At 67.9% G+C, this 19,305-nt stretch carries 20 protein-coding genes; 12 read left to right on the forward strand and 8 right to left on the reverse strand.

The window, feature by feature from the left end; genetic code table 11:
* From OG205_RS42890 to OG205_RS42915, 6 genes are all read left to right on the forward strand, one after another.
* Window positions 1-1,266 (forward strand): Gfo/Idh/MocA family protein, encoded by a 1,266-nt coding sequence (locus tag OG205_RS42890; RefSeq protein ID WP_330273486.1) that lies wholly within the window; start codon window positions 1-3, stop codon window positions 1,264-1,266.
* 344 nt (window positions 1,267-1,610) lie between these two features.
* Window positions 1,611-2,657, forward strand: coding sequence for a Gfo/Idh/MocA family protein (locus tag OG205_RS42895; protein WP_330273487.1), 1,047 nt, complete (start codon window positions 1,611-1,613; stop codon window positions 2,655-2,657).
* A 37-nt stretch (window positions 2,658-2,694) separates the two neighbouring features.
* On the forward strand, window positions 2,695-3,210 hold the full coding sequence (locus OG205_RS42900; protein WP_330273488.1) for a hypothetical protein: 516 nt from the start codon (window positions 2,695-2,697) through the stop codon (window positions 3,208-3,210).
* A 179-nt stretch (window positions 3,211-3,389) separates the two neighbouring features.
* Window positions 3,390-3,593 (forward strand): cold-shock protein, encoded by a 204-nt coding sequence (locus OG205_RS42905; RefSeq protein ID WP_086665400.1) that lies wholly within the window; start codon window positions 3,390-3,392, stop codon window positions 3,591-3,593.
* 87 nt (window positions 3,594-3,680) lie between these two features.
* The gene (locus tag OG205_RS42910; protein ID WP_330273489.1) at window positions 3,681-4,253 is read left to right on the forward strand and encodes an AAA family ATPase; all 573 of its coding nucleotides are present in this window, start codon (window positions 3,681-3,683) and stop codon (window positions 4,251-4,253) included.
* Window positions 4,250-4,762, forward strand: a complete 513-nt coding sequence (locus OG205_RS42915; protein WP_330273490.1) for a hypothetical protein — start codon at window positions 4,250-4,252, stop codon at window positions 4,760-4,762. Before OG205_RS42910 ends, OG205_RS42915 begins: the two co-directional genes overlap by 4 nt.
* A 4-nt stretch (window positions 4,763-4,766) precedes the next feature.
* On the opposite strand, the gene OG205_RS42920 is transcribed toward OG205_RS42915, so the two are convergent.
* Window positions 4,767-5,228, reverse strand: coding sequence for a hypothetical protein (locus tag OG205_RS42920; RefSeq protein WP_330273491.1), 462 nt, complete (start codon window positions 5,226-5,228; stop codon window positions 4,767-4,769).
* Between the two features lie 119 nt (window positions 5,229-5,347).
* Between OG205_RS42920 and OG205_RS42925 the strand changes: the two genes are divergently transcribed.
* Window positions 5,348-5,938: a DUF4328 domain-containing protein gene (locus OG205_RS42925; RefSeq protein ID WP_330273492.1), complete on the forward strand. Its 591-nt coding sequence runs from the start codon at window positions 5,348-5,350 to the stop codon at window positions 5,936-5,938.
* Here OG205_RS42925 and OG205_RS42930 read toward each other — a convergent pair.
* The 5 genes from OG205_RS42930 to OG205_RS42950 all read right to left on the reverse strand — a co-directional run bounded on the left by OG205_RS42930 (window position 5,901) and on the right by OG205_RS42950 (window position 10,859).
* A complete protein-coding gene (locus OG205_RS42930) occupies window positions 5,901-6,476 on the reverse strand; it encodes a TetR/AcrR family transcriptional regulator (RefSeq protein ID WP_191302665.1) in 576 nt (191 codons plus the stop codon). The two genes, OG205_RS42925 and OG205_RS42930, sit on opposite strands and share 38 nt — an antisense overlap.
* A complete protein-coding gene (locus tag OG205_RS42935; RefSeq protein ID WP_330273493.1) occupies window positions 6,473-8,389 on the reverse strand; it encodes a YhgE/Pip domain-containing protein in 1,917 nt (638 codons plus the stop codon). The genes OG205_RS42930 and OG205_RS42935 overlap by 4 nt, the downstream gene beginning before the upstream one ends.
* Window positions 8,386-9,015, reverse strand: a complete 630-nt coding sequence (locus OG205_RS42940) for a hypothetical protein (protein WP_330273494.1) — start codon at window positions 9,013-9,015, stop codon at window positions 8,386-8,388. The genes OG205_RS42935 and OG205_RS42940 overlap by 4 nt, the downstream gene beginning before the upstream one ends.
* Before the next feature lie 78 nt (window positions 9,016-9,093).
* Entirely contained in the window at window positions 9,094-10,014 is a 921-nt protein-coding gene (locus OG205_RS42945; RefSeq protein ID WP_330273495.1) for a GNAT family N-acetyltransferase, read from the reverse strand.
* An 11-nt stretch (window positions 10,015-10,025) separates the two neighbouring features.
* The gene (locus OG205_RS42950) at window positions 10,026-10,859 is read right to left on the reverse strand and encodes a class I SAM-dependent methyltransferase (RefSeq protein ID WP_330273496.1); all 834 of its coding nucleotides are present in this window, start codon (window positions 10,857-10,859) and stop codon (window positions 10,026-10,028) included.
* Between the two features lie 179 nt (window positions 10,860-11,038).
* Here OG205_RS42950 and rpsA point away from each other — a divergent pair, with 179 nt between their 5' ends.
* From rpsA to coaE, 3 genes are all read left to right on the forward strand, one after another.
* Window positions 11,039-12,529 carry a 30S ribosomal protein S1 gene (gene rpsA, locus OG205_RS42955; protein WP_319977070.1) on the forward strand — a complete coding sequence of 497 codons (1,491 nt, stop codon included), beginning with the start codon at window positions 11,039-11,041 and terminating at the stop codon, window positions 12,527-12,529.
* A gap of 668 nt (window positions 12,530-13,197) precedes the next feature.
* Window positions 13,198-13,653, forward strand: coding sequence for a hypothetical protein (locus tag OG205_RS42960; RefSeq protein ID WP_330273497.1), 456 nt, complete (start codon window positions 13,198-13,200; stop codon window positions 13,651-13,653).
* A gap of 10 nt (window positions 13,654-13,663) precedes the next feature.
* Window positions 13,664-14,812, forward strand: coding sequence for a dephospho-CoA kinase (gene coaE / locus OG205_RS42965; RefSeq protein ID WP_330273498.1), 1,149 nt, complete (start codon window positions 13,664-13,666; stop codon window positions 14,810-14,812).
* Here the strand turns inward: coaE and OG205_RS42970 are convergent.
* On the reverse strand, window positions 14,788-15,306 hold the full coding sequence (locus OG205_RS42970) for a DUF402 domain-containing protein (protein WP_093596810.1): 519 nt from the start codon (window positions 15,304-15,306) through the stop codon (window positions 14,788-14,790). The two genes, coaE and OG205_RS42970, sit on opposite strands and share 25 nt — an antisense overlap.
* A gap of 88 nt (window positions 15,307-15,394) precedes the next feature.
* Window positions 15,395-15,904, reverse strand: coding sequence for a DUF402 domain-containing protein (locus tag OG205_RS42975; RefSeq protein WP_330273499.1), 510 nt, complete (start codon window positions 15,902-15,904; stop codon window positions 15,395-15,397).
* A gap of 83 nt (window positions 15,905-15,987) precedes the next feature.
* Between OG205_RS42975 and OG205_RS42980 the strand changes: the two genes are divergently transcribed.
* Both OG205_RS42980 and uvrB read left to right on the forward strand, forming a co-directional pair.
* The gene (locus OG205_RS42980; protein WP_442916865.1) at window positions 15,988-17,061 is read left to right on the forward strand and encodes a DUF5685 family protein; all 1,074 of its coding nucleotides are present in this window, start codon (window positions 15,988-15,990) and stop codon (window positions 17,059-17,061) included.
* A gap of 55 nt (window positions 17,062-17,116) precedes the next feature.
* Complete coding sequence (gene uvrB / locus OG205_RS42985) at window positions 17,117-19,279, forward strand: excinuclease ABC subunit UvrB (RefSeq protein ID WP_330273501.1); 2,163 nt, start codon at window positions 17,117-17,119, stop codon at window positions 19,277-19,279.
* Window positions 19,280-19,305: the final 26 nt, after the last annotated feature.

A 19,305-nucleotide genomic window follows, 5' to 3' on the forward strand; every position in this document is an offset into this window, starting at 1 on the left:
ATGGCTCGCAGGCGCTATGCGGTGGTCGGCACGGGATCGCGGGCGGAACGGCACGTCCACGCCATCGCGATCGAACACACGGATACCTGCGAACTTGTCGCGTTCGCCGACGTGAACCGCACGAGGATGAACGTCCACAACGACCGGCTGGCTGGACTGGGGGTCGAGCCGGTGCCTACCTATGACGCGGCCGACTTCCTCAAGATGCTGGACGAGCAACGGGTCGACGTCGTCGTCGTGACCACTGTCGACCGTCACCACGACACGTACATCGTGGAGGCTCTCGACGCCGGCCGTGACGTCGTGACCGAGAAGCCGATGACGACGGACGTCCCGTCGGCCGGCAAGATCCTGGATGCCGTGCACCGCAACGACGGCAACGTCACGGTCACCTTCAACTACCGCTACAACCCGATCCACGAGAAGGTGCGCGCGCTGCTCGCGGACGGCGCTGTCGGTGAGATCGGGTCCGTGCACTTCGAGTGGCTCCTCGACACCCGGCACGGCGCCGACTACTTCCGCCGCTGGCACCGCGACAAGGCCAACTCCGGCGGTCTCATGGTGCACAAGGCGACCCATCACTTCGACCTGCTCAACTGGTGGGTCGGTTCGGTGCCCGAGACCGTGTACGCGCACGGCCGGTTGTTCTTCTACGGCGAGGAAAACGGCAAGCGCCACGACTACGCCGACGATGACCGCTTCGACATCAAGCTGGAGCAGAACGACTGGCTCAAGAAGCTCTACGTCGACGCACGGCACGAGGACGGCTACCGGCGCGACCAGAACCCGTTCGAGCCCGGCGTGTCCATTGAGGACGACATGTCGGTTCTCGTTCGCTATGCCAATGGCGCGAACCTGACGTACCACCTCACGGCCTATTCGCCGTGGGAGGGCTACCGGCTGATGGTCAACGGCAGCAAGGGACGTCTCGAACTCGAGGTCGTCGAGAACTCCTGGGTGTCTGGCCAGGACCCGGCCGTGCACGGCGTCAACGCCAACCCGGAGCAGGGCTGGGCGAAGCTCTCCGTGCAGCGGCTCTTCGAGGAACGCGAGGACATCCCGCTCGAGTACGACCGGGACGGGCACAGTGGCGCCGACCAACGCATGGTCGACGCGCTGTACGGACCGCCCGGGCAGGAAGACCCGTTGGGACGCAAGGCAACGCACTACGACGGCACGCTCTCGCTGCTGACCGGTTTCGCCGCCAACCGCAGCTTCGAGACAGGGGAACCGGTCCACGTCGCCGACGTCATCGACCTTCGCTGAGGCTGTTCACCGACCAGGCGCCGTCCTCCTCGTTCGGGTCCATGTGATCTTCGGACCTGTCCAGGCCGTGCTCGCGGCCCACGTCCTCTTAGCGGTGAGCGCGCTCCCGGCGCCATTGCCCGTTCGGGTGGCGGTGTTGACGGCTTCGGCCCCGTTGGAGCCCGGATGCTGTCGCAAACGTGTCTTGGTTGGCGCGGCGCATTGAAATTCCACTCACCTCGGCTGATGCTGATGGCCGCGTTGGTGGTCGCCGGTGTGCTGGTGTGGGCCCTGCCTCCGCTGGCGCTGGTGATCGGCGGACCCCTGGCGCCCGCGGCTGAGTCCACCCGAGAAGGGTGAGAGCGATGCGTGTTGCGCTGGTCGGCGCTCGTGGACACGGGGCGCGGCACGTGGAGAACCTGGTCCGGCTCGGCCACGACGGCCTCGCCACGTTCGTCGGCGTGGTCGACGTCGTGGACGTGGACGCGCCGGTGCCGTCCTACCCGGACCTGCCGTCGCTGGCCGCCGAGCTCCATCCCGAGGTCGTCGTGATCTCCTCGCCGCCCGCGACGCACCGCGACCTCGTCCTGGAGGCGTTCGAACTGGGCTGCGACGTGCTGGTCGAGAAGCCCGCGGTGCTGTCGACGACCGACTTCGACGACATCACCGCCGAGGCGCTCAAACGCGGGCTGGTCGGCCAGGTCGGGTTCCAGACGCAGGGGACGGGCTCGTACCGGCGGCTCTGCTCGTTGATCGGCTCCGGCGCGCTGGGCGACATCACCGGCATCGGCGCCGCCGGGCGTTGGGTGCGCTCGGACTCCTACTACGAACGCTCCGACTGGGCGGGACGGCAGGGCGAGGACGGGACGCTCGTCAACCCGTTCGCGCACGCACTGCAGAACGCGCTGCTGCTCGCCGATGTCGAGGAACGGACCGACATCGCTGTCGAACTGGAGCTGTACCGGTGCCGCGACACGATCAGTGCGGACGACACGGCCTGCGTGCGGGTGACGGCCGATGGCGCGCCACCGGTCGTCGTCGCCACCACGCTCTGTGCCACGACATCGTTGCCACCAGTCGTCCTCGTGCACGGAACGCTCGGGCAGGCCGTCTGGTGGTACGACGACGACAGACTCACGGTCAACGACCACCGCATGGCCGTGGCGCCGTCCGTCGATCTGCTGGAGAACCTCATCCGGCACCGGCAGACCGGCGAGCCCCTGGTCGCGCCGCTGGCCGCCGCGCGGGCGTTCACGTCGATCGCCGAGCAGTGCGGCAAGGCCGACGTGCCGCTGCTGCCCGCCCGCCGCGTCGGTGATCGGGTGGTGCTCGACGGCATCGACGAGGTCGTCGTGCGCGCCGCCGAGAAGCTCGCGACCTTCACCGAACTGGGCTGCGGATTCGGGCGGTAGTCTGCCGCGCAGTTCGCCGCGTTCGGGGAGTGTTGCGTTGGACACCTACATCGAGCTGAAGGACGTCCGGGTCACCGGTTACGTCAGCATGGGCCTGATAGGGCTGGTCGCCGCCGAGTCGATCTGGGGCACGATCAACGACTGGCAGGGCGGATCGTCCTCGTGGAGCTTCCTGGCCATCATGATGGTCATCCCCGCGGGTGTGGCGTTCGTCATCTGGTTCCGCAGCGCCACCCACAACGCCGAGGCGATCGCGCTGCACGGCGTGCGCCTGGTGTCGCAGGTGTGGAAGGCGAGCGACCCGGCCCAGCGCGAGGTGCCGTTCGCCCAGCGCGTGGCGAGTCCGCTGATCAGACCGTGGCAGCTCACGTTCCTCGCGATGGTGCTGTGTGACGTGCTGGAGTCGCTGCTGCTCGACACACCTCTGTACGTCGTGTTCTCGACGCTGTCGACCTTGTGCGCGATCGGGGCGGCCGGGCTCGCCTGCTACGTCATCTTCCGGATCTCGATCATGCAACAGAGGTTCGCGGTTCCTCAACGCAGGCGTGGCTGAGACCTGGGGGCATGCGGTAGACTTCTTCATTGGTTGCGGTTTTGTGTTCGTGTATTACACGCTCGCCGAACTTCAGTTGCGAGCGCTTCTCCTTCTTCGCGGATGGGGCGGTCGGCTCTCGACCAACCACGGGGCAGTCGCAAAGTGCGGCTTGCTCTTCAGCATTGAAGGAGCAGTACATGGCAAACGGCACCGTCAAGTGGTTCAACGCCGAAAAGGGCTTCGGCTTCATCGCCCCCGAGGACGGCGGCGCTGACGTCTTCGTCCACTACTCGGCCCTCAACGGTGGCGGCTACCGCAGCCTCGAGGAGAACCAGAAGGTCTCGTTCGACGTCACGCAGGGCCAGAAGGGCCCGCAGGCGACGAACGTCACCGCTCTCTGACGTTGTTTCACACCGCAGGGCCCCCGGGACTTCCCGGGGGCCCTGCGTTTTTGTTTGGGGGCTTGCGGTTTCCCCTAACCTGGGCCGATGCCGTTGCTCGGACCAGCCGATCCGCTGCCGCACGTGCCCCGGCGCATCCTCGTCGCCGGCAACGCCGGATCCGGCAAGTCGACGCTCTGCCTGCGCATCGCCCACCAGCACGATCTGCGGCGCGTGGAGCTGGACAGCCTCTACTGGGGTCCACAGTGGACGCCGCGGCCGGAGTTCCTGGACGAGGTCGCCGCGTTCGCGCGTGAGGACCACTGGGTCACCGAGTACCAGTACAAGGCGGCGCGGCCCGCGTTGCTCGCGCGGGCGGACACGGTGGTGTGGCTCGACCACCGGTTCCCGGTCGTGATGGGACGGCTGGTGAGTCGGACGATCAGACGTCGCGCGGCAGGGGTGGAGTTGTGGAACGGTAACCGGGAGTCGTCGCTGTGGTCGGCGTTCACCGATCCCGGGCACATCCTGCGGTGGGGCTGGAAGAGCTACCGGCGCAACCGGGTCAGGGTGCTCGCCCTGGTCGACGACGTCGTGGTCGTGCGGCTGCGCGGGCAGCGGCAGGTGGAGCGGTGGCTCTCCGGTCCGCTCGCCTCGGTCGGGGAGGAGCGTGCTCGGTGAGAACGGCGCTGGTGCTCGGCGGGACCGGCATGCTGGCCGGCTGTGCGGGACAACTCGTGGCACGCGGGTGGCGGGTGGTGCTGCCGTCGCGCACGCGGCCGCTGATGGCCGACGACGGTCCCGGACGGGCGGCGCGCGCGTCGATCTCGCGGGGACATCGGCCGTCGTGGGTCAGGGCCGACTGGGAACAGCCGGCGAAGCTCGCGGCGGAGGTCGAGGACGAACTTGCCGGCCAGCCGGTGAACCTGCTGGTGGCGTGGGTGCACGACAGCTATCGCGTGGGCGTGCTCAACGCCGTGCGGCACCTTCTCGCAGAAGACGCGCCGGTGGTGGAGGTGTACACGTCCGTGCCTGTGCCGGACCCCGTGCTTCCGCACCCGACGCAGCAGGTGTTGCTCGGCACCTTCGCGCACGACGCGACGTTGCGCACGAACCGTGCGGTGCTGGAGGCCGTCGAACGAGGACTGGCGGGACGGGCGCCCTCGTTGCACCACGAGGACGCCCGCTGACGTCTTACCGGACCTCGGTCTTCTGCACCTTCGCGCGGCCGATCTCCGCCTGCACCTTGATGCCCGCCGCCACGTCCACGAGCTGGCGCACGACCACGTCCTCGTTGCGGATGTCGGCGATCTTCTGCTTGGTCTTCGTGACGAACTCGAACGCCGTGACCTCCGCCGCCTCGATCTCGGCGACCTTCTGGAAGTCCTTGCTGAAGTCCAGGATCACCTCCGCGTTGTCGAGGACCACCAGCTGGTAGTCCGTCGGTGCGTCGGAGGCGAAGCCCTTCTTGAACTCGCCGGCGACCTTGATGCCGTCGGCTGTCTCTTCGAGGTCGAGGACACCGGCGACCGGGGTGAACAACGCTTCCTGGAAGTCGGCGGTGGCCTTCACGGGGTCCGGCGCGGCCAGCGCGGGGGACGCCGTGAGGGTGACGGTCGCGAGCAGGACGGTGGCGATGGTCAGCAGTTTCGGCATGTCTTCGTTCGTACCGGCGGACATGGGGCCCTGCTCGGTCAAACGCATCGCTCGATCGGGCGTTGACGTTGTACGCTCCGCGCCGACGTCGGGGGACGTGTGTTTCTGGGGGAAACAAAATGAGTGCTGTTGTCAGGCCCGCGCGCGCCATCGGCAAGGCGGCGACGGGCGCGATCGCGTTCGCGACGGGCATCGAGGTCGTCGAGACCGTGTTGCTGTGGACCTCCGTGTACGCGGAGCCGAGTCCGACCGCCTACTGGGTCTCGTTGCTCGCCAACGTCGTGGCCGGGGTGTTGTTCGTCGTCTGGATGAACCAGGCACGGCTCAACGCCGACGCCATCACGTCCAAGCACCAGGCTCGCTACACGAACATGTGGGTGTTCGTGGGATGGATCATCCCGTTCGCGAACCTGTTCATCCCGTACGCGGTGATGCAGGACATCTGGCGCGGGTCCGACCGCTCGCGACCCATGACCGGGCTGAAGCAGCGGCCTCAGAGCGGTCTCGTCACAGCCTGGTGGCTCTGCTACATCGGGTCGAACGTGATCTCCGCGGTGTCCGTGATGAGCGCCGTGCAGGACGTCGTCACGCTGGCCACGATCTCCGTGCTGGCCCTGATCGCCGCCGCCGTGCTCGCCGGCCGGATGATCAGCCTGGTGAACGAGATGCAGGTCACCGAGCCGAGCGCATCCCCCGCACCAGCAGCATGACCGACTCGCGCACCTCCGCGCGTGACCGCTCCGGCTGGAACACCTGCCAGTCCAGTGCGATCACGAGCAACGTGCCGAACAACGCCGCCGACGCGGTGCCGACCTCGACCCCTTCCGGCAGGCGGCCCGCGTCGGACAGGCGCTTCATCTGACCGCGCACGATCGACACGATGTCGTCGCGCAGCAACGAGAGAGTGCCGTGCCACTGGCCCGGTGTGCGCCACAGTTCCGAGACGAGCAGCTGGCCGAACGCCGGGTACTCGGCCCAGAAACCGAGCATCTCGTCGACCAGCGCCTCCAGCGAGTCCTCGGAACCCTCCGCGGACCGCAGCCGGCCCGCGAGGATCTCCACGCCGTGGTGCAGCAGCGCTTCGACGAGGGCGTCCTTCGAGGCGAAGTTGTAGTAGATCGTGCCTTTGGCGACGCCCGCCTCCGCGGCTATCTCGTCGACCGTCACCGAGGCCGCGCCCCGTTCGCCGACCAGCTTCAACGCCGCGTCGAAGAGCTTCTGCTTGGTCGCTGTCGTTCGCGCGCTCACAGCACGAGCTCCGGCTTCAGCTTGGACGCTGTCCACACCCGCTGCTTGTAGGCCGCCACGGACGACAAGGCTAGGGCTCCGAGCAGCCAGGCGAGAAGGATCAGCGCGTCCTTTCCGACGCTTCCCAGGTCGCCGCCGTACATGAGGTGGCGCAGGCCGTCGACCGCGTAGCCCATCGGCAGGCCGTAGTGCAGCGGGTACAGCGGCACGGGGATCGTCTGCCACGGGAACGTGCCACCCGCGCTGACCAGCTGAAGGATCAGCAGGATCAGGCCCAGGAACTTGCCCACCGCGCCGAACGCGGCGTTCAGCGCGTGCAGGATCGCCACGAACGTCAGCGACATCAGCGCGAGGAACCCGAACGTGCCGATGGGGTTCGACGGCTCGATGTCGACCACGAACCGCACGACCGTGAACATCACCAGCACCTGCACGACGCCGAGCAACGCACCCGGCAGCCAACCGCCCAACGCGACACGCAGCGCTGACTGACCGGCGGCGAGCGCACGGCGGGAGAGCGGGCGCAGCAGCAGGAACAGCACGAACGCGCCGATCCACGTCGCCAGGCCCAGGAAGAACGGTGCCAGGCCGGCGCCGTACGTGGCGGCCTTCGTCTGGGACAGGCCGCGCACCGCCACCGGGTCACCGATCGCCTGCGCGATCGCGGCACGCGTCGGGTCGTCCTGGTTCGGGATCTTGTTGATGCCGCCGGACAGGCCGTCGCTCAGTTCCGCCGCACCGCTCGCGAGCTTCGTGGCGCCGTCCTTGAGCTGCGGGGTGCCGGTGGCCGCCTTCTGCAGGCCGTCGCGGAGCTGGGCGTTGCCGTCGGCGAGCTTCGTCGCGCCGTCGTCGAGCTTGGCGATGCCGGAGACGAGGCCTGGCATCTTGGACGAGAGCTGCTCGGCGCCGTCGGCCACCTGGTCCGCGCCGGTCGCGAGCTTGCGGAGATCACCGGCGGCGCCCTGGACCTTGCCGTTGGCGTCGTCGACCGGCTTGCGGACCTGGCCGATCGTGCCCAGCACGTTCTGCACCTGCTCCTCGGTGAAACCCAAGGCGCGCAGGCGGGTCGCGATGTCACCGTTGGCCTGGTCGAGCACGCCGACGAGCGCCTGGGCCTTCTTCGCGTACTCCTCTGCCTGGGTCGCCGCGGTCTCGTTGCCGGTGGCGACCTGGCGAGCGCCGTCCGCGATCTTCTTGGCACCTTCTGGCAGTGGTGCGGTCTGCGAACGGAGTTCGTGCGTGCCGTCACGGAGCTGCGCGGCACCGTTGGCCGCCGTCACCGCACCCGTGGAGAGCTGCTGGACGCCGCTGTCGAGCTCGCCGACCTTGTCGCGCAACGTCGCGCTGCCGTCCGCGAGTTGCTTGGCGCCGTCGGCGGCCTTGGTGGTCTCCTGGCGGATCGTGGAGAAGCCGAGCAGCAGCTTGTCCGCGGCCTCGGTGGAGACCTTCGCCGTGACCGCCCTGCGCACCTCGGACACGACCTGGTTCGCGATCGTGCTGCCCAGGTAGTTGTTGGCGTCGTTGGTCGTCAGGGTCAGCACGCCCTGGCGCGGCTTGTTCTGCTCGGCGGACGTGAGCGCCTCGGAGAAGTCCTCCGGCAGCGTCAGGGCGAAGATGTACTTGCCCTTGCGCACGCCCTCGTCGGCGTCGTCGACGACCTGCCAGTTGAACTTCTTGCCGTTCAGCAGTTCGTCCGCGACGTCCTTGCCGGCGTTGAGGTCCTTGGCGCCCTTGTCCTTCACGACCAGCGCGGCGGGGACGTGGTTGAGGTTCGCGTACGGGTCCTTGTTGGCGTACAGGTACAGCGACGCGTACAGCAGTGGCACGAGCGCCAGCGCCAGGACGGCGAGCTTAGGGAGCTTGCCGGAGGTGATCCGGCGGAGTTCGTTGAAGGCCATGCGAAGGGCGCTCATGCGGTGATCTCCATCTTGGTGTCGTTGTCCTCACCAAGGCGCGCGTGCGGGAGGTCGAGGATGTGAGCGGAGGAGTTCGAGCACAGGACGACGACGGACCGTTCGGGGGTCACGTGGTCGTGGGCCAGTGCGAACCACTCGCGCGGATCAGGGTGGTAGCGGTCGGGGCAGTCGAGGATCAGCGCCGTGACGCCGGGGCGTGCGGCGGCCAGGTCGAGCATCACGGCGCAACGCGTGCGCGCTGGCACGTGTTCGAAGCGCTTGGCCGCGTGTTCGTCGGCGGCGTGCTCCACCAACCAGTCGTGCACTGCCTTCTTGCCGGAGGGCATGCCGTTCATCGCGAGCTCCTCGCCGACGACGGCGGACAGGGTCAGCGCCTCTTCCGGTTCGTTCACCTCGGGGGCGTCGATCAGCACGACGCGCTTGCGCAGCGTCTTCGCGTCCGGCGACACGGTGCCTGTGGACGGCTTCATGCGGCCGGACAGCAGCAGGCCGAACGCCGTGTGACCGGTGCCGGGCTCGCCCGCGACCAGCGTGAGCTCGCCGGGCTTCACGATCAGCGAAGTCGGCCGGAGCAGGGGACCATGGCCCCCGTTGACGCCTGCTCGACTTGCGTGGATCTCCACGGCTTTACCCTCCGTTTAAACTGACCGGTCAGTACAAATTCTCCCGCAGCCTTCGGCGCTCTGCAACTCGGACATAGGTCACCTAAGGGCGGAGGCGGGGCGTACTTCCCAGACGGTCCACAGCGGCCGGTAGCCCTGACGCGGCCAGAAGACGCTGCTCAGCGGGTTCGGCGGGTTGTAGTAGAGGTAGGTGCCGACCGTGCCCATCCGGTGAAGCTCCTGGTGGGCGTGGGCGAGGAGCTGCTGGCCGATGCCCGTGCCGCGGGCGCCGGGGAGCACGGAGACGCAGTTCACATAGCCCCAGCGGCCGCGGGGGAGTCGCGCCGCCGCCATCGTGCCGGGCTCGGACGACACGATCGCGCACTCGGCGAGCGCCACCGCGATGCCGTCGCGTTCGGCGAGCCAGATGGGGCTCGCGTTCTTGAGCCGCTCGACCAGCGCGCGCCGCTTCGTCGCCGCGGCCTCCGGGCGCACGATCGTCGAGCCCACGTAGGAGGAGTACTCCAGCTCCGCGAGTGACAGCTCCAGCACGGTCTCCAGGTCGTGCGGGGTCGCACGGCGGATCGTGAGCGTGCGGGACATGTGCTGGGCCGGCGTCTTCAGACGCACGGCGAGCACGGACAGCGGCACGAGGCCGTGATCCAGGAACGCCCGTGCGGCTTTGCTGTCGCGGCTCGGCCAGTGCACGACGCACGCCGTGTCGTCGCCGACCTCCTGCGAGTCGAGGTGCCGGCGGAAGCGGGTGAGCAGCGCGTCCATGCCCTGCGCCTCCCCGACCAGGGGGAGCATCTCCCAGACCTCGGCCGTCGACCACAGTCGCGTGGTCGAGTGCGGTTCGAAGCTCTGGTGGCTGACGACCCCGGCCACGCGCGTGCCGTCCGCCAGCGCCGCCGTGATGACGTGGCCGTCCATCGGCGGTTCGGTGGCGGGCGGGAGCAACGGGTCCAGCGACGCGAAACGTGCTGACTGGGCCGCCACGAGTCCGCGTGCCGAGGTCATGACCGTGGAGATTACGACGTCAGGCGGGTCCGGAAGATCGCGGTGCCGGGGAAGAGCTTGCCGCGCAGGGGGCTCCACTGGCCCCAGTCGCGGGTGTGGCCCTTCGGCCATTCGGGCTCGACCAGGTCCTCGACCACGAAACCGGTGTTCGTGAGCGCGCGGACGTAGTCGCCGAGCGTGCGGTGGTGCTCCACGTAGGTGGCCCTGCCCTCGTCGTCCACCTCTACATAGGGGGTGCGGTCGAAGTAGGACTGCGTGACGGTGAGACCGAGCGGACCGGGGTCGTCGGGGAAGATCCACCGCATCGGGTGGTTGACCGAGAACACCCAGGGCGCGCCCGGCCGGAGCACGCGGGCGAGTTCGCGGAAAACTTCCTGGACGTCCGCGACGAACGGCACTGCGCCGAACGCGCTGCAGGCGGCGTCGAAGGAGTCGTCCCTGAACGGCAGCTGGTCGGCGCTGGCCTGGACGAGCGGGACGTCGATTCCGGTGGCCGCGTTGTTCACGCGGGCGTGCCGGAGCATGCCCTCGGAGATGTCGAAAGCGGTGACGTCCGCCTTGTTGTCCTTGAGCCAGCGGGCGCACGGGGCACTGCCGCAGCCGACCTCCAGGACCCGTTGACCAGCGATTTCACCCAGGAACCTGACGTCGTCCTCGCGCACGCCCTCCGGGCACCAGACGAAGTCCGCCGCACCCAGGAAGTCGCCGTGCGTCTCGTGGTAGTCGTCGGCGTCCGCGTCCCACCAGATTCGGTTCGCCACCCGCGACTCGGCGGCGTCCGCCCCGCGCTTGACGATGCCGGTGGTGCCGAGCGCTTGCTCCGCGCTCGCGTGCTGGTTGGACACACTGCTCCTTCACATGGGGGCTGGTTTGCTTGCGCGTCTCGCGGCCGCGTACGATATCGCGTGCGTAGTGGGTTAGTGCTGCCCATGATCCAGAACCGTGGGATTCCAGGTCGCTGTGTCGCTGCGCGCGCACCACTACCAGCCAATCAATGCCAATCCGTACCGGAGCCACCTACCTAATGTCCACCGACACCACCACCGCCCCCGTTGCCGCTGCTCCCAAGCAGGTCGCGATCAACGACATCGGGACGGAGGAGGACTTCCTCGCAGCTATCGACAAGACGATCAAGTACTTCAACGATGGCGACATCGTTGAGGGCACGATCGTCAAGGTCGACCGGGACGAGGTCCTGCTCGACATCGGCTACAAGACCGAGGGCGTCATCCCCTCGCGCGAACTGTCGATCAAGCACGACGTCGACCCCAACGAGGTCGTCAAGGTCGGTGACGAGGTCGAGGCGCTTGTTCTCCAGAAGGAGGACAAGGAAGGCCGTCTGATCCTCTCCAAGAAGCGTGCTCAGTACGAGCGCGCCTGGGGCACCATCGAGGCGCTCAAGGAGAAGGACGAGCCCGTCAAGGGCACGGTCATCGAGGTCGTCAAGGGTGGTCTCATCCTCGACATCGGCCTCCGCGGCTTCCTCCCCGCCTCGCTCGTCGAGATGCGTCGCGTCCGCGACCTCCAGCCGTACGTCGGCCGTGAGCTCGAGGCGAAGATCATCGAGCTGGACAAGAACCGCAACAACGTGGTCCTGTCCCGCCGCGCGTGGCTTGAGCAGACCCAGTCCGAGGTCCGCAGCGAGTTCCTCAACCAGCTGCAGAAGGGCCAGGTCCGCAAGGGCGTCGTGTCCTCGATCGTCAACTTCGGTGCCTTCGTGGACCTGGGTGGCGTCGACGGTCTCGTCCACGTGTCGGAGCTGTCCTGGAAGCACATCGACCACCCGTCCGAGGTTGTCGAGGTCGGCCAGGAAGTCACCGTCGAGGTCCTCGACGTCGACATGGAGCGCGAGCGCGTGTCGCTGTCGCTCAAGGCGACGCAGGAAGACCCGTGGCGCCAGTTCGCCCGCACCCACGCGATCGGCCAGATCGTGCCGGGCAAGGTCACCAAGCTGGTTCCGTTCGGTGCGTTCGTCCGCGTGGACGAGGGCATCGAGGGCCTGGTCCACATCTCCGAGCTGGCCGAGCGCCACGTGGAGATCCCGGAGCAGGTCGTCCAGGTCGGCGACGACGTCATGGTCAAGGTCATCGACATCGACCTCGACCGTCGCCGCATCTCGCTGTCGCTCAAGCAGGCCAACGAGGGCTTCACGGTCGACACCGAGTTCGACCCGACCCAGTACGGCATGGCCGCCGAGTACGACGACCAGGGCAACTACATCTACCCCGAGGGCTTCGACCCGGAGTCGCAGGAGTGGGGCGAGGGCTTCGACAAGCAGCGTGAGGAGTGGGAGCGCCAGTACGCCGAGGCGCACACTCGTTACGAGGCCCACATGAAGCAGATCCGCAAGGCCGCCGAGGCCGAGGAAGAGGCTTCTGCCGAGGGTGCGGGCAACTACACCTCCGGTGGCGACGCTCCTTCCGCGTCCGTCGGTGCGCCGGCTCAGTCCGGTGGCACGCTTGCCTCCGACGAGCAGCTTGCTGCTCTTCGGGAGAAGCTGTCGGGCGGCATGTGAGTCTGGGGAGACCCTGGCTTGCGCTAGCTGACTGAACGAAGGCCCCTGCACCCTTTGGGTGTGGGGGTCTTCGTCGTTTGTGGGGCGGGTCGCGGCTTTGTCTGGTGGCTGGCTTGCGGGCGGCCGTGCGGTTGCGTGCTTCCCCTGGGGGCTCTGCCCCCAGACCCCCGGCAATCTGATCGGGGGGTGGCGCCGTCTGTGGGTTGATGGCACGCCTGTTGCGTTGGGCGGCTGCCTGTTGCTTTGAGGGTTGCGTTGGCGGTGGGGTCCCGTCACGAGCCGCACTGAGAGCGGGCCACATCTGAGGATGGGTGTCAACTCGACGAAAAGCGTGTCGAGTTGACACCCATCCTCAGATGCAGCAAGAGCTACAGCGCGACTCGTGACGGGACCCCACCGCCTGGCCCGTTCGGTAAGGGCGGCTCGCCTTCGGCTTCGCGGTGTTGTCTGCGTACCCGTTCACTCTGTGGTGGAGGCCCAACGTCGTTGTGTAGGTTGACAAACCTATGCGTGGGAACAAGTTCGTCGTGGCGCTTGGTGCGGGTGTGCTGGTGGTTTGTGCTGCCTGTTCTGGTGCTGTGCCTCAGACTCAGGCGCCGCCGCCTCAGATTCCTCGGATCACGCCGCCCACTACGCCGTCGCGGGTTCCGGTGATGGTGGATCGGGCGTTGCCTGACGACTGTGAGCTCGTGGTGCCTGCTGAGGTCATGAACGCGGCGCTCGGGCAGGAGCTTGGCGGGGAGCCTCGGATCATCGTCGGCATCAAGGAGCCCGGGATCGGGCGGACCGGGAAGATCGATTGTTACTACGGGATTCCTGAGAAGAAGAACCTGCCGGACGCCAAGATCGTCATTGGGTTGTCGACGTACACCGATGACCTGACGGCTCGTACTCGTGTCAACGAGAGTGTCGAGGCTGAGCGGGCCGAGGGGGCGAAGATCACTGAGGTCGACGTCGGCAAGCAGAAGGGGACGTTGGTCGAGGGCAAGGACGAACAGCTGTTGATCGGGTCGCTCGGGAAGTCGACCTTTGTGGTGCGCAACCGGAACAACTTCATCCCCAAGGAGAAGTTGGTCGCGGTCCTGCCGGTACTCGCCCAGCAGTCGATGACGCCTCCCGTCTAACCTGAGCCGCATGCTCAGGGTGGGGTTGACCGGGGGAATCGGGTCCGGCAAGTCGACGGTCGCGCGGTTGCTCGTGGAGCGCGGTGCTGTTGTCATCGACGCGGACAAGCTTGCGCGTGAGGTGCTTGAGCCTGGGACTGACGGGCTCAAGGAGGTCGTTCGGGCGTTCGGTGAGGACGTGCTCAACGCTGACGGCACGCTTGATCGGGCTGCGTTGGCTGCCAAGGCGTTCGCGAGTGAAGAGGCTCGGCAGACGCTCAACGGGATCACGCATCCCCGGATCGGGGCGCTCACCGGGCAGCGGATGAGTGAGGCCGCCGAGGACGCCATCGTCGTGCACGACATCCCGTTGCTGGTGGAGCGGGACATGGCGGCCATGTACCACCTGGTGATCGTCGTGTACGCGGACTCCGCCACGCGGCTGGGGCGGTTGGTCGGTAGCCGCGGCATGGATCGGCAGGACGCCGAGAACCGGATTGCCGCGCAGGCCACCGATGAGCAGCGGCGGGCCGTTGCGGACGTGTGGCTGGACAACAGTGGTGAGGTTCCGGACGTCACTACGTTGTGGGACCGGCTGGTGGGTTTTGAGAAGAACCTGCGGAACGGGGCCTACGCGTCCGGGTCGCCGATCGTGGTGCCCTACGACGGGCGGTGGCCTGCTCAGGCTCGGCGGATCGCTCGGCGGATCAGCATGGCGGCCGGCGGGCGGCACGTCGAGCACATCGGGTCCACGGCGGTGCCTGGGCTCGCGGCCAAGGACGTGCTCGACTTCCAGTTGGCCGTCGAGGACATGGAGACCGCGGACGACCTGCGGGAAGCGTTGGCGCTGGCCGGGTTCCCGTACGTCGGGCCGTACGAGGACACGCCGCGTGGCGAGGGTGACTGGAGCAAGCGGCTGCACGCCGGGGCCGACCCCGGGCGGCGCGTGAACCTGCACCTGCGGGTCGAGGGTGCTCCGAACTGGCGGTGGGCGGCCGACTTCCGCGACTGGCTGCGGCACGACGCGCAGGCCCGCGAGGAGTACGCGAACCTCAAGCTCGAGCTGTCACAACGGTTTGCGGGCGACGCCGGCGCCTTCGCCTACGGTGAGGCGAAGGAACCCTGGATGGAGTCGGCCGTGCAGCGCGTCGAGGCCTACAGGGGCGGCCAGGAGTCGTAGATGCCGTGCCACGTCAGCCACGACGTCAGGTTGTGGTTGACGTTGCTCAGCTCTTCGAGGGTGCGGTGGACCGTGCGCAGCGCCTGGTCGGCGTCACCCGGTCGCAGCACGCGGCCCGCGACGGCGGCGGCGAACTCCTCGCTGCGTACGATGCGGGCCGTGGTGCCGCCGGGAACGGCCAGGCCCAGCAGCAGGTCCGTGGTCTGCCAGTGGCGGTGGTCGCGCTCGACACGCACCGCGGACAGCACGCTCGGAGTGCTGCGCGCGTGCCGGGAACGCGGGCGGTAGGTGGTCAGGCGCACGCCCAGTTCGGGCATCAGCCAGGTGACCTCGGAGTCCGAGAACGGGTCCTCCGGAGTGGGATGCTCGATTCGCAGACCCCACCGTTCGACATTGCACGAACTGAGCGTTCGTGATCCACCGGACGAATAAGCGCGCACGCCCGAAATGGTGTCGACGACATCGACCAACTGAGGTGTAGTGACCGCTCCCACGCCGCCGAGCGTAGTCAAATATGTGCTCGCAGTTACACGCCGGGTCGATTTGTTACGTCACGGTCAGGTGACGAACACGCTCTGTGTACTAACGCCAGGACGTAGGACAACCCGAAGAGGTGAGCCACGGGACCACATCGTGACCGTGCGCTGAAATGCCGGACACCGCCGAGTAGGTGGTTTCCAGCGCCCATTGCGCGCGTTGCGGCGAGAGCAGGTTCTGCTGAACTGCGGAGATCAACTCGTCCGTGTCCAGAACGATCACGCTGTGACCCGTTCGGACTATCAGGTCGAGGTACAGATCGGTTGTTTTCCAGACGCTGCCGATCGCGTTGATCTCCACGACGTCCACGTAGAAGTCGAAGTCGAGCTCGTGACCGGGATGCCAGGACTGGCGCGTGACGCGGAGGTTGAGCTTGGGCAGGAACCAGCTCTCGAAGTGGCTGATCTTCGGATGCCCCGCGAGCGGCCGGAACATGTAGAGGCCGGTCGGCGTGAGACGGAACTCGTCGACGCTGCGCAGCTGCCCCTTGGGATCGGTGTTGCTCTTGGCGTCCAGGTCGAAGTACTCGATCTTCGGCGGATGGATGTGTGCCACGCCCGCGATACTGCCATCGTTGGGCGCCGCGGCCACCTAGGATGCCGCGCATGTTCGGGATCATCCGCCCCTGTCGCAACAGAATGGGCGCTGAGCTGCGGTCCGCGTGGCTCTCACACCTTTGTGGAATGTGCCTGTCGCTGCGCGACGAGCACGGTCATCTCTCGCGTCTCGTCACCAACTACGACGGGCTGATGATCTCGGCCGCGGTGGAGGCGCAGTCCGGCGTCTCACGGCGGACCGCCGGGCCGTGCGCGTTGCGCGGCATGAAGTCAGCCGACGTGGCCATCGGTGACGGTGCGCGGCTGGCGGCCTCGGTGTCGCTCGTGCTGGCGTCGTTGAAGATCCAGGACCACGTGGACGACGGCGACGGGCTCGCCGGACGGCTCGGATGGGCCGGCCGCGCGGTGGCACAGCGCTGGGCTTCCAAGGGGCTGGGAACGGCGTCCGATCTCGGGTTCGACGCGTCGGTGATGGTGGACGCGGTGCGGCGGCAGCCAGAGGTGGAGGCCGGGGCGGGGCTCGGCAGTTCCGTGCTCGTGGTCACCGAACCCACGGAGACCGCGACCGCGTTCGCCGTGGGGCAGACCGCGATCATCGCCGGCAGGCCCGGCAACGTGGAGCCGTTGCGCGAGGTCGGGCGGCTGTTCGGGCGGGTGGCGCACCTGATCGACGCCGTGGAGGACCTGGAGGAGGACCGCGCTTCGGGAGCGTGGAACCCGTTGGTGGCGACCGGAACCTCCGTCGAGGAGGCACACCGGCTGTGCCTCGACGCGGTCGCGGGGATCAGGCTGGCGCTGCGCGAGGTGGAGTTCACCGACGCGCGGCTCGTGCACAAGCTGCTGGTGCACGAGCTGGAGGAGTCGATCGTCCGGGTGTTCGGCAAGCGGAAGAGCCACCAGTATCCGCCGGACAAGCGCCGGTGGTCCGAACCCGGCAGCGGTCTGTGGGCCTACCCGAGGATCAACTGGCAGCGGCAGCCGCGCGGGTGCTTCGAGGGCTGCGGAGCGTTCCTCTACATGTGCGGGACCTGCCAGTTCTGCTGCCGCGACCCGTTCCCGGGTCCGTGGAGCGACAAGCGGCGCGACGGGTGCGACCCCGGCGGTGACTGCGGGCCGAACTGCGACTGCGACTGCAACTGCTGTCCGTGCGACTAGGCCTCTGACCAGGCTCGATCGGAAATTGTCAGACCTCCGGCGTAACGTGCTTCCCGTGGCTTTCGCAACCGAGCTCCCGTCAGAGGAAAGCACCGTCAAGGCGCACTCCGAGCACCGTCCCGTCGGCGACATCGAGCGCACCGACGGGCAGTTCCGCGTGGTCAGCGACTACCAGCCCGCCGGCGACCAGCCGGCGGCCATCGCCGACCTGGAACGCCGCGTCCGCGCCGGCGAGCGCGACGTGGTGCTGCTCGGTGCCACGGGTACCGGCAAGTCGGCGACCACGGCGTGGCTGGTCGAGAAGCTGCAGCGCCCGACGCTGGTGATGGCGCCGAACAAGACCCTGGCCGCCCAGCTGGCGAACGAGCTGAAGGAGCTCTTCCCGCACAACGCGGTGGAGTACTTCGTCAGCTACTACGACTACTACCAGCCTGAGGCGTACATCCCGCAGACGGACACGTACATCGAGAAGGACTCCTCGATCAACGACGACGTCGAGCGCCTGCGCCACTCGGCCACGATGTCGCTGCTGACCCGGCGCGACGTCATCGTGGTCGCGTCCGTGTCGTGCATCTACGGCCTGGGCACGCCCCAGTCGTACCTCGACCGCTCGATCCCGCTGGAGACCGGCGTGGAGGTCGACCGCGACGCGTTCCTGCGTCTGCTGGTCGACGTCCAGTACACCCGCAACGACATGTCGTTCACCCGCGGTTCGTTCCGCGTGCGCGGCGACACGGTCGAGATCATCCCGTCCTACGAGGAGCTCGCGATCCGCGTCGAGTTCTTCGGCGACGAGATCGACAAGCTCTTCTACCTCCACCCGCTCACCGGCGACGTGGTGAAGGAGGTCTCCGAGCTCCGGATCTTCCCCGCGACGCACTACGTGGCGGGCCCGGAGCGCATGGAGCGCGCCATCCGCGACATCGAGGCGGAGCTGGAGACGACGCTCGCGCAGATGGACCGCCAGGGCAAGCTGCTGGAGGCCCAGCGCCTGCGCATGCGCACCCAGTACGACCTGGAGATGATGAAGCAGGTCGGCTTCTGCAACGGCATCGAGAACTACTCGCGCCACATCGACGGCCGCGGTGCCGGGACGGCGCCGGCGACGCTGATCGACTACTTCCCGGACGACTTCCTGATGGTCATCGACGAGTCGCACGTGACGGTGCCGCAGATCGGTGGCATGTACGAGGGCGACGCGTCCCGCAAGCGCAACCTGGTCGAACACGGGTTCCGGCTGCCGTCCGCGCTGGACAACCGCCCGCTCACCTGGGAGGAGTTCGCCGACCGGATCGGGCAGGTCGTGTACCTGTCGGCCACGCCGGGCCCGTACGAGATGGGCCAGGCCGGCGGCGAGTTCGTCGAGCAGGTCATCCGCCCCACCGGCCTCATCGACCCCGAGGTCGTCGTGAAGCCGACCGAGGGCCAGATCGACGACCTGGTGCACTCGATCCGCGAACGGGCGGAGCGCGACGAGCGGGTGCTGGTCACGACGCTGACCAAGAAGATGGCCGAGGACCTGACGGACTACCTGCTCGAGCTGGGCATCAGGGTCCGCTACCTGCACTCCGAGGTCGACACCCTGCGCCGCGTCGAGCTGCTGCGGCAGTTGCGGCTCGGCGACTACGACGTGCTGATCGGCATCAACCTGCTCCGGGAAGGCCTCGACCTGCCCGAGGTGTCGCTGGTGGCGATCCTCGACGCGGACAAGGAAGGCTTCCTGCGCTCGGGCACGTCGCTGGTGCAGACGATCGGCCGTGCCGCGCGAAACGTGTCCGGTGAGGTCCACATGTACGCGGACCGGATCACCGACTCGATGCGGCACGCGATCGACGAGACCAACCGCCGGCGTGAGAAGCAGGTCGCCTACAACACCGAGCGCGGCCTCGATCCGCAGCCGCTGCGCAAGAAGATCACCGACATCCTGGAGGCCGTGTACTCCGAGGTGGAGGACGAGGTCCCGGTCGGCGGCTCTGGCCGGAACCAGTCCCGCGGCAAGCGGGCCACCGGCGAGGGCGGTCGTTCCTCCGGGGTCGTCGCGTCGCACGAGCGGGCCGGGATGGCCCGGTCCGAGCTGGCGGATCTGGTGCAGTCGCTGACCGATCAGATGATGAACGCGGCCCGGGATCTGCAGTTCGAGCTGGCGGGCCGGCTGCGGGACGAGATCCAGGACCTGAAGAAGGAGTTGCGAGGGATGGACGCCGCCGGCGTCAAGTGACCCCGCGTCGCGCGGGTAGCTTGGGG

The organism is Lentzea sp. NBC_00516, from assembly GCF_036346835.1.
Classification (GTDB): domain Bacteria; phylum Actinomycetota; class Actinomycetes; order Mycobacteriales; family Pseudonocardiaceae; genus Lentzea; species Lentzea sokolovensis.

Excerpts from the sequence above, each read along its gene's own strand:
- coaE (WP_330273498.1), top strand. The coding sequence starts at position 13,664 with ATGCTCAGGGTGGGGTTGACCGGGGGAATCGGGTCCGGCAAGTCGACG.
- OG205_RS42910 (WP_330273489.1), top strand. The coding sequence starts at position 3,681 with ATGCCGTTGCTCGGACCAGCCGATCCGCTGCCGCACGTGCCCCGGCGC.
- rpsA (WP_319977070.1), top strand. The coding sequence starts at position 11,039 with ATGTCCACCGACACCACCACCGCCCCCGTTGCCGCTGCTCCCAAGCAG.
- OG205_RS42890 (WP_330273486.1), top strand. The coding sequence starts at position 1 with ATGGCTCGCAGGCGCTATGCGGTGGTCGGCACGGGATCGCGGGCGGAA.
- OG205_RS42895 (WP_330273487.1), top strand. The coding sequence starts at position 1,611 with ATGCGTGTTGCGCTGGTCGGCGCTCGTGGACACGGGGCGCGGCACGTG.
- OG205_RS42905 (WP_086665400.1), top strand. The coding sequence starts at position 3,390 with ATGGCAAACGGCACCGTCAAGTGGTTCAACGCCGAAAAGGGCTTCGGC.
- OG205_RS42980 (WP_442916865.1), top strand. The coding sequence starts at position 15,988 with ATGGGCGCTGAGCTGCGGTCCGCGTGGCTCTCACACCTTTGTGGAATG.
- OG205_RS42925 (WP_330273492.1), top strand. The coding sequence starts at position 5,348 with ATGAGTGCTGTTGTCAGGCCCGCGCGCGCCATCGGCAAGGCGGCGACG.
- OG205_RS42945 (WP_330273495.1), bottom strand. The coding sequence starts at position 10,014 with ATGACCTCGGCACGCGGACTCGTGGCGGCCCAGTCAGCACGTTTCGCG.
- OG205_RS42935 (WP_330273493.1), bottom strand. The coding sequence starts at position 8,389 with ATGAGCGCCCTTCGCATGGCCTTCAACGAACTCCGCCGGATCACCTCC.
- OG205_RS42920 (WP_330273491.1), bottom strand. The coding sequence starts at position 5,228 with ATGCCGAAACTGCTGACCATCGCCACCGTCCTGCTCGCGACCGTCACC.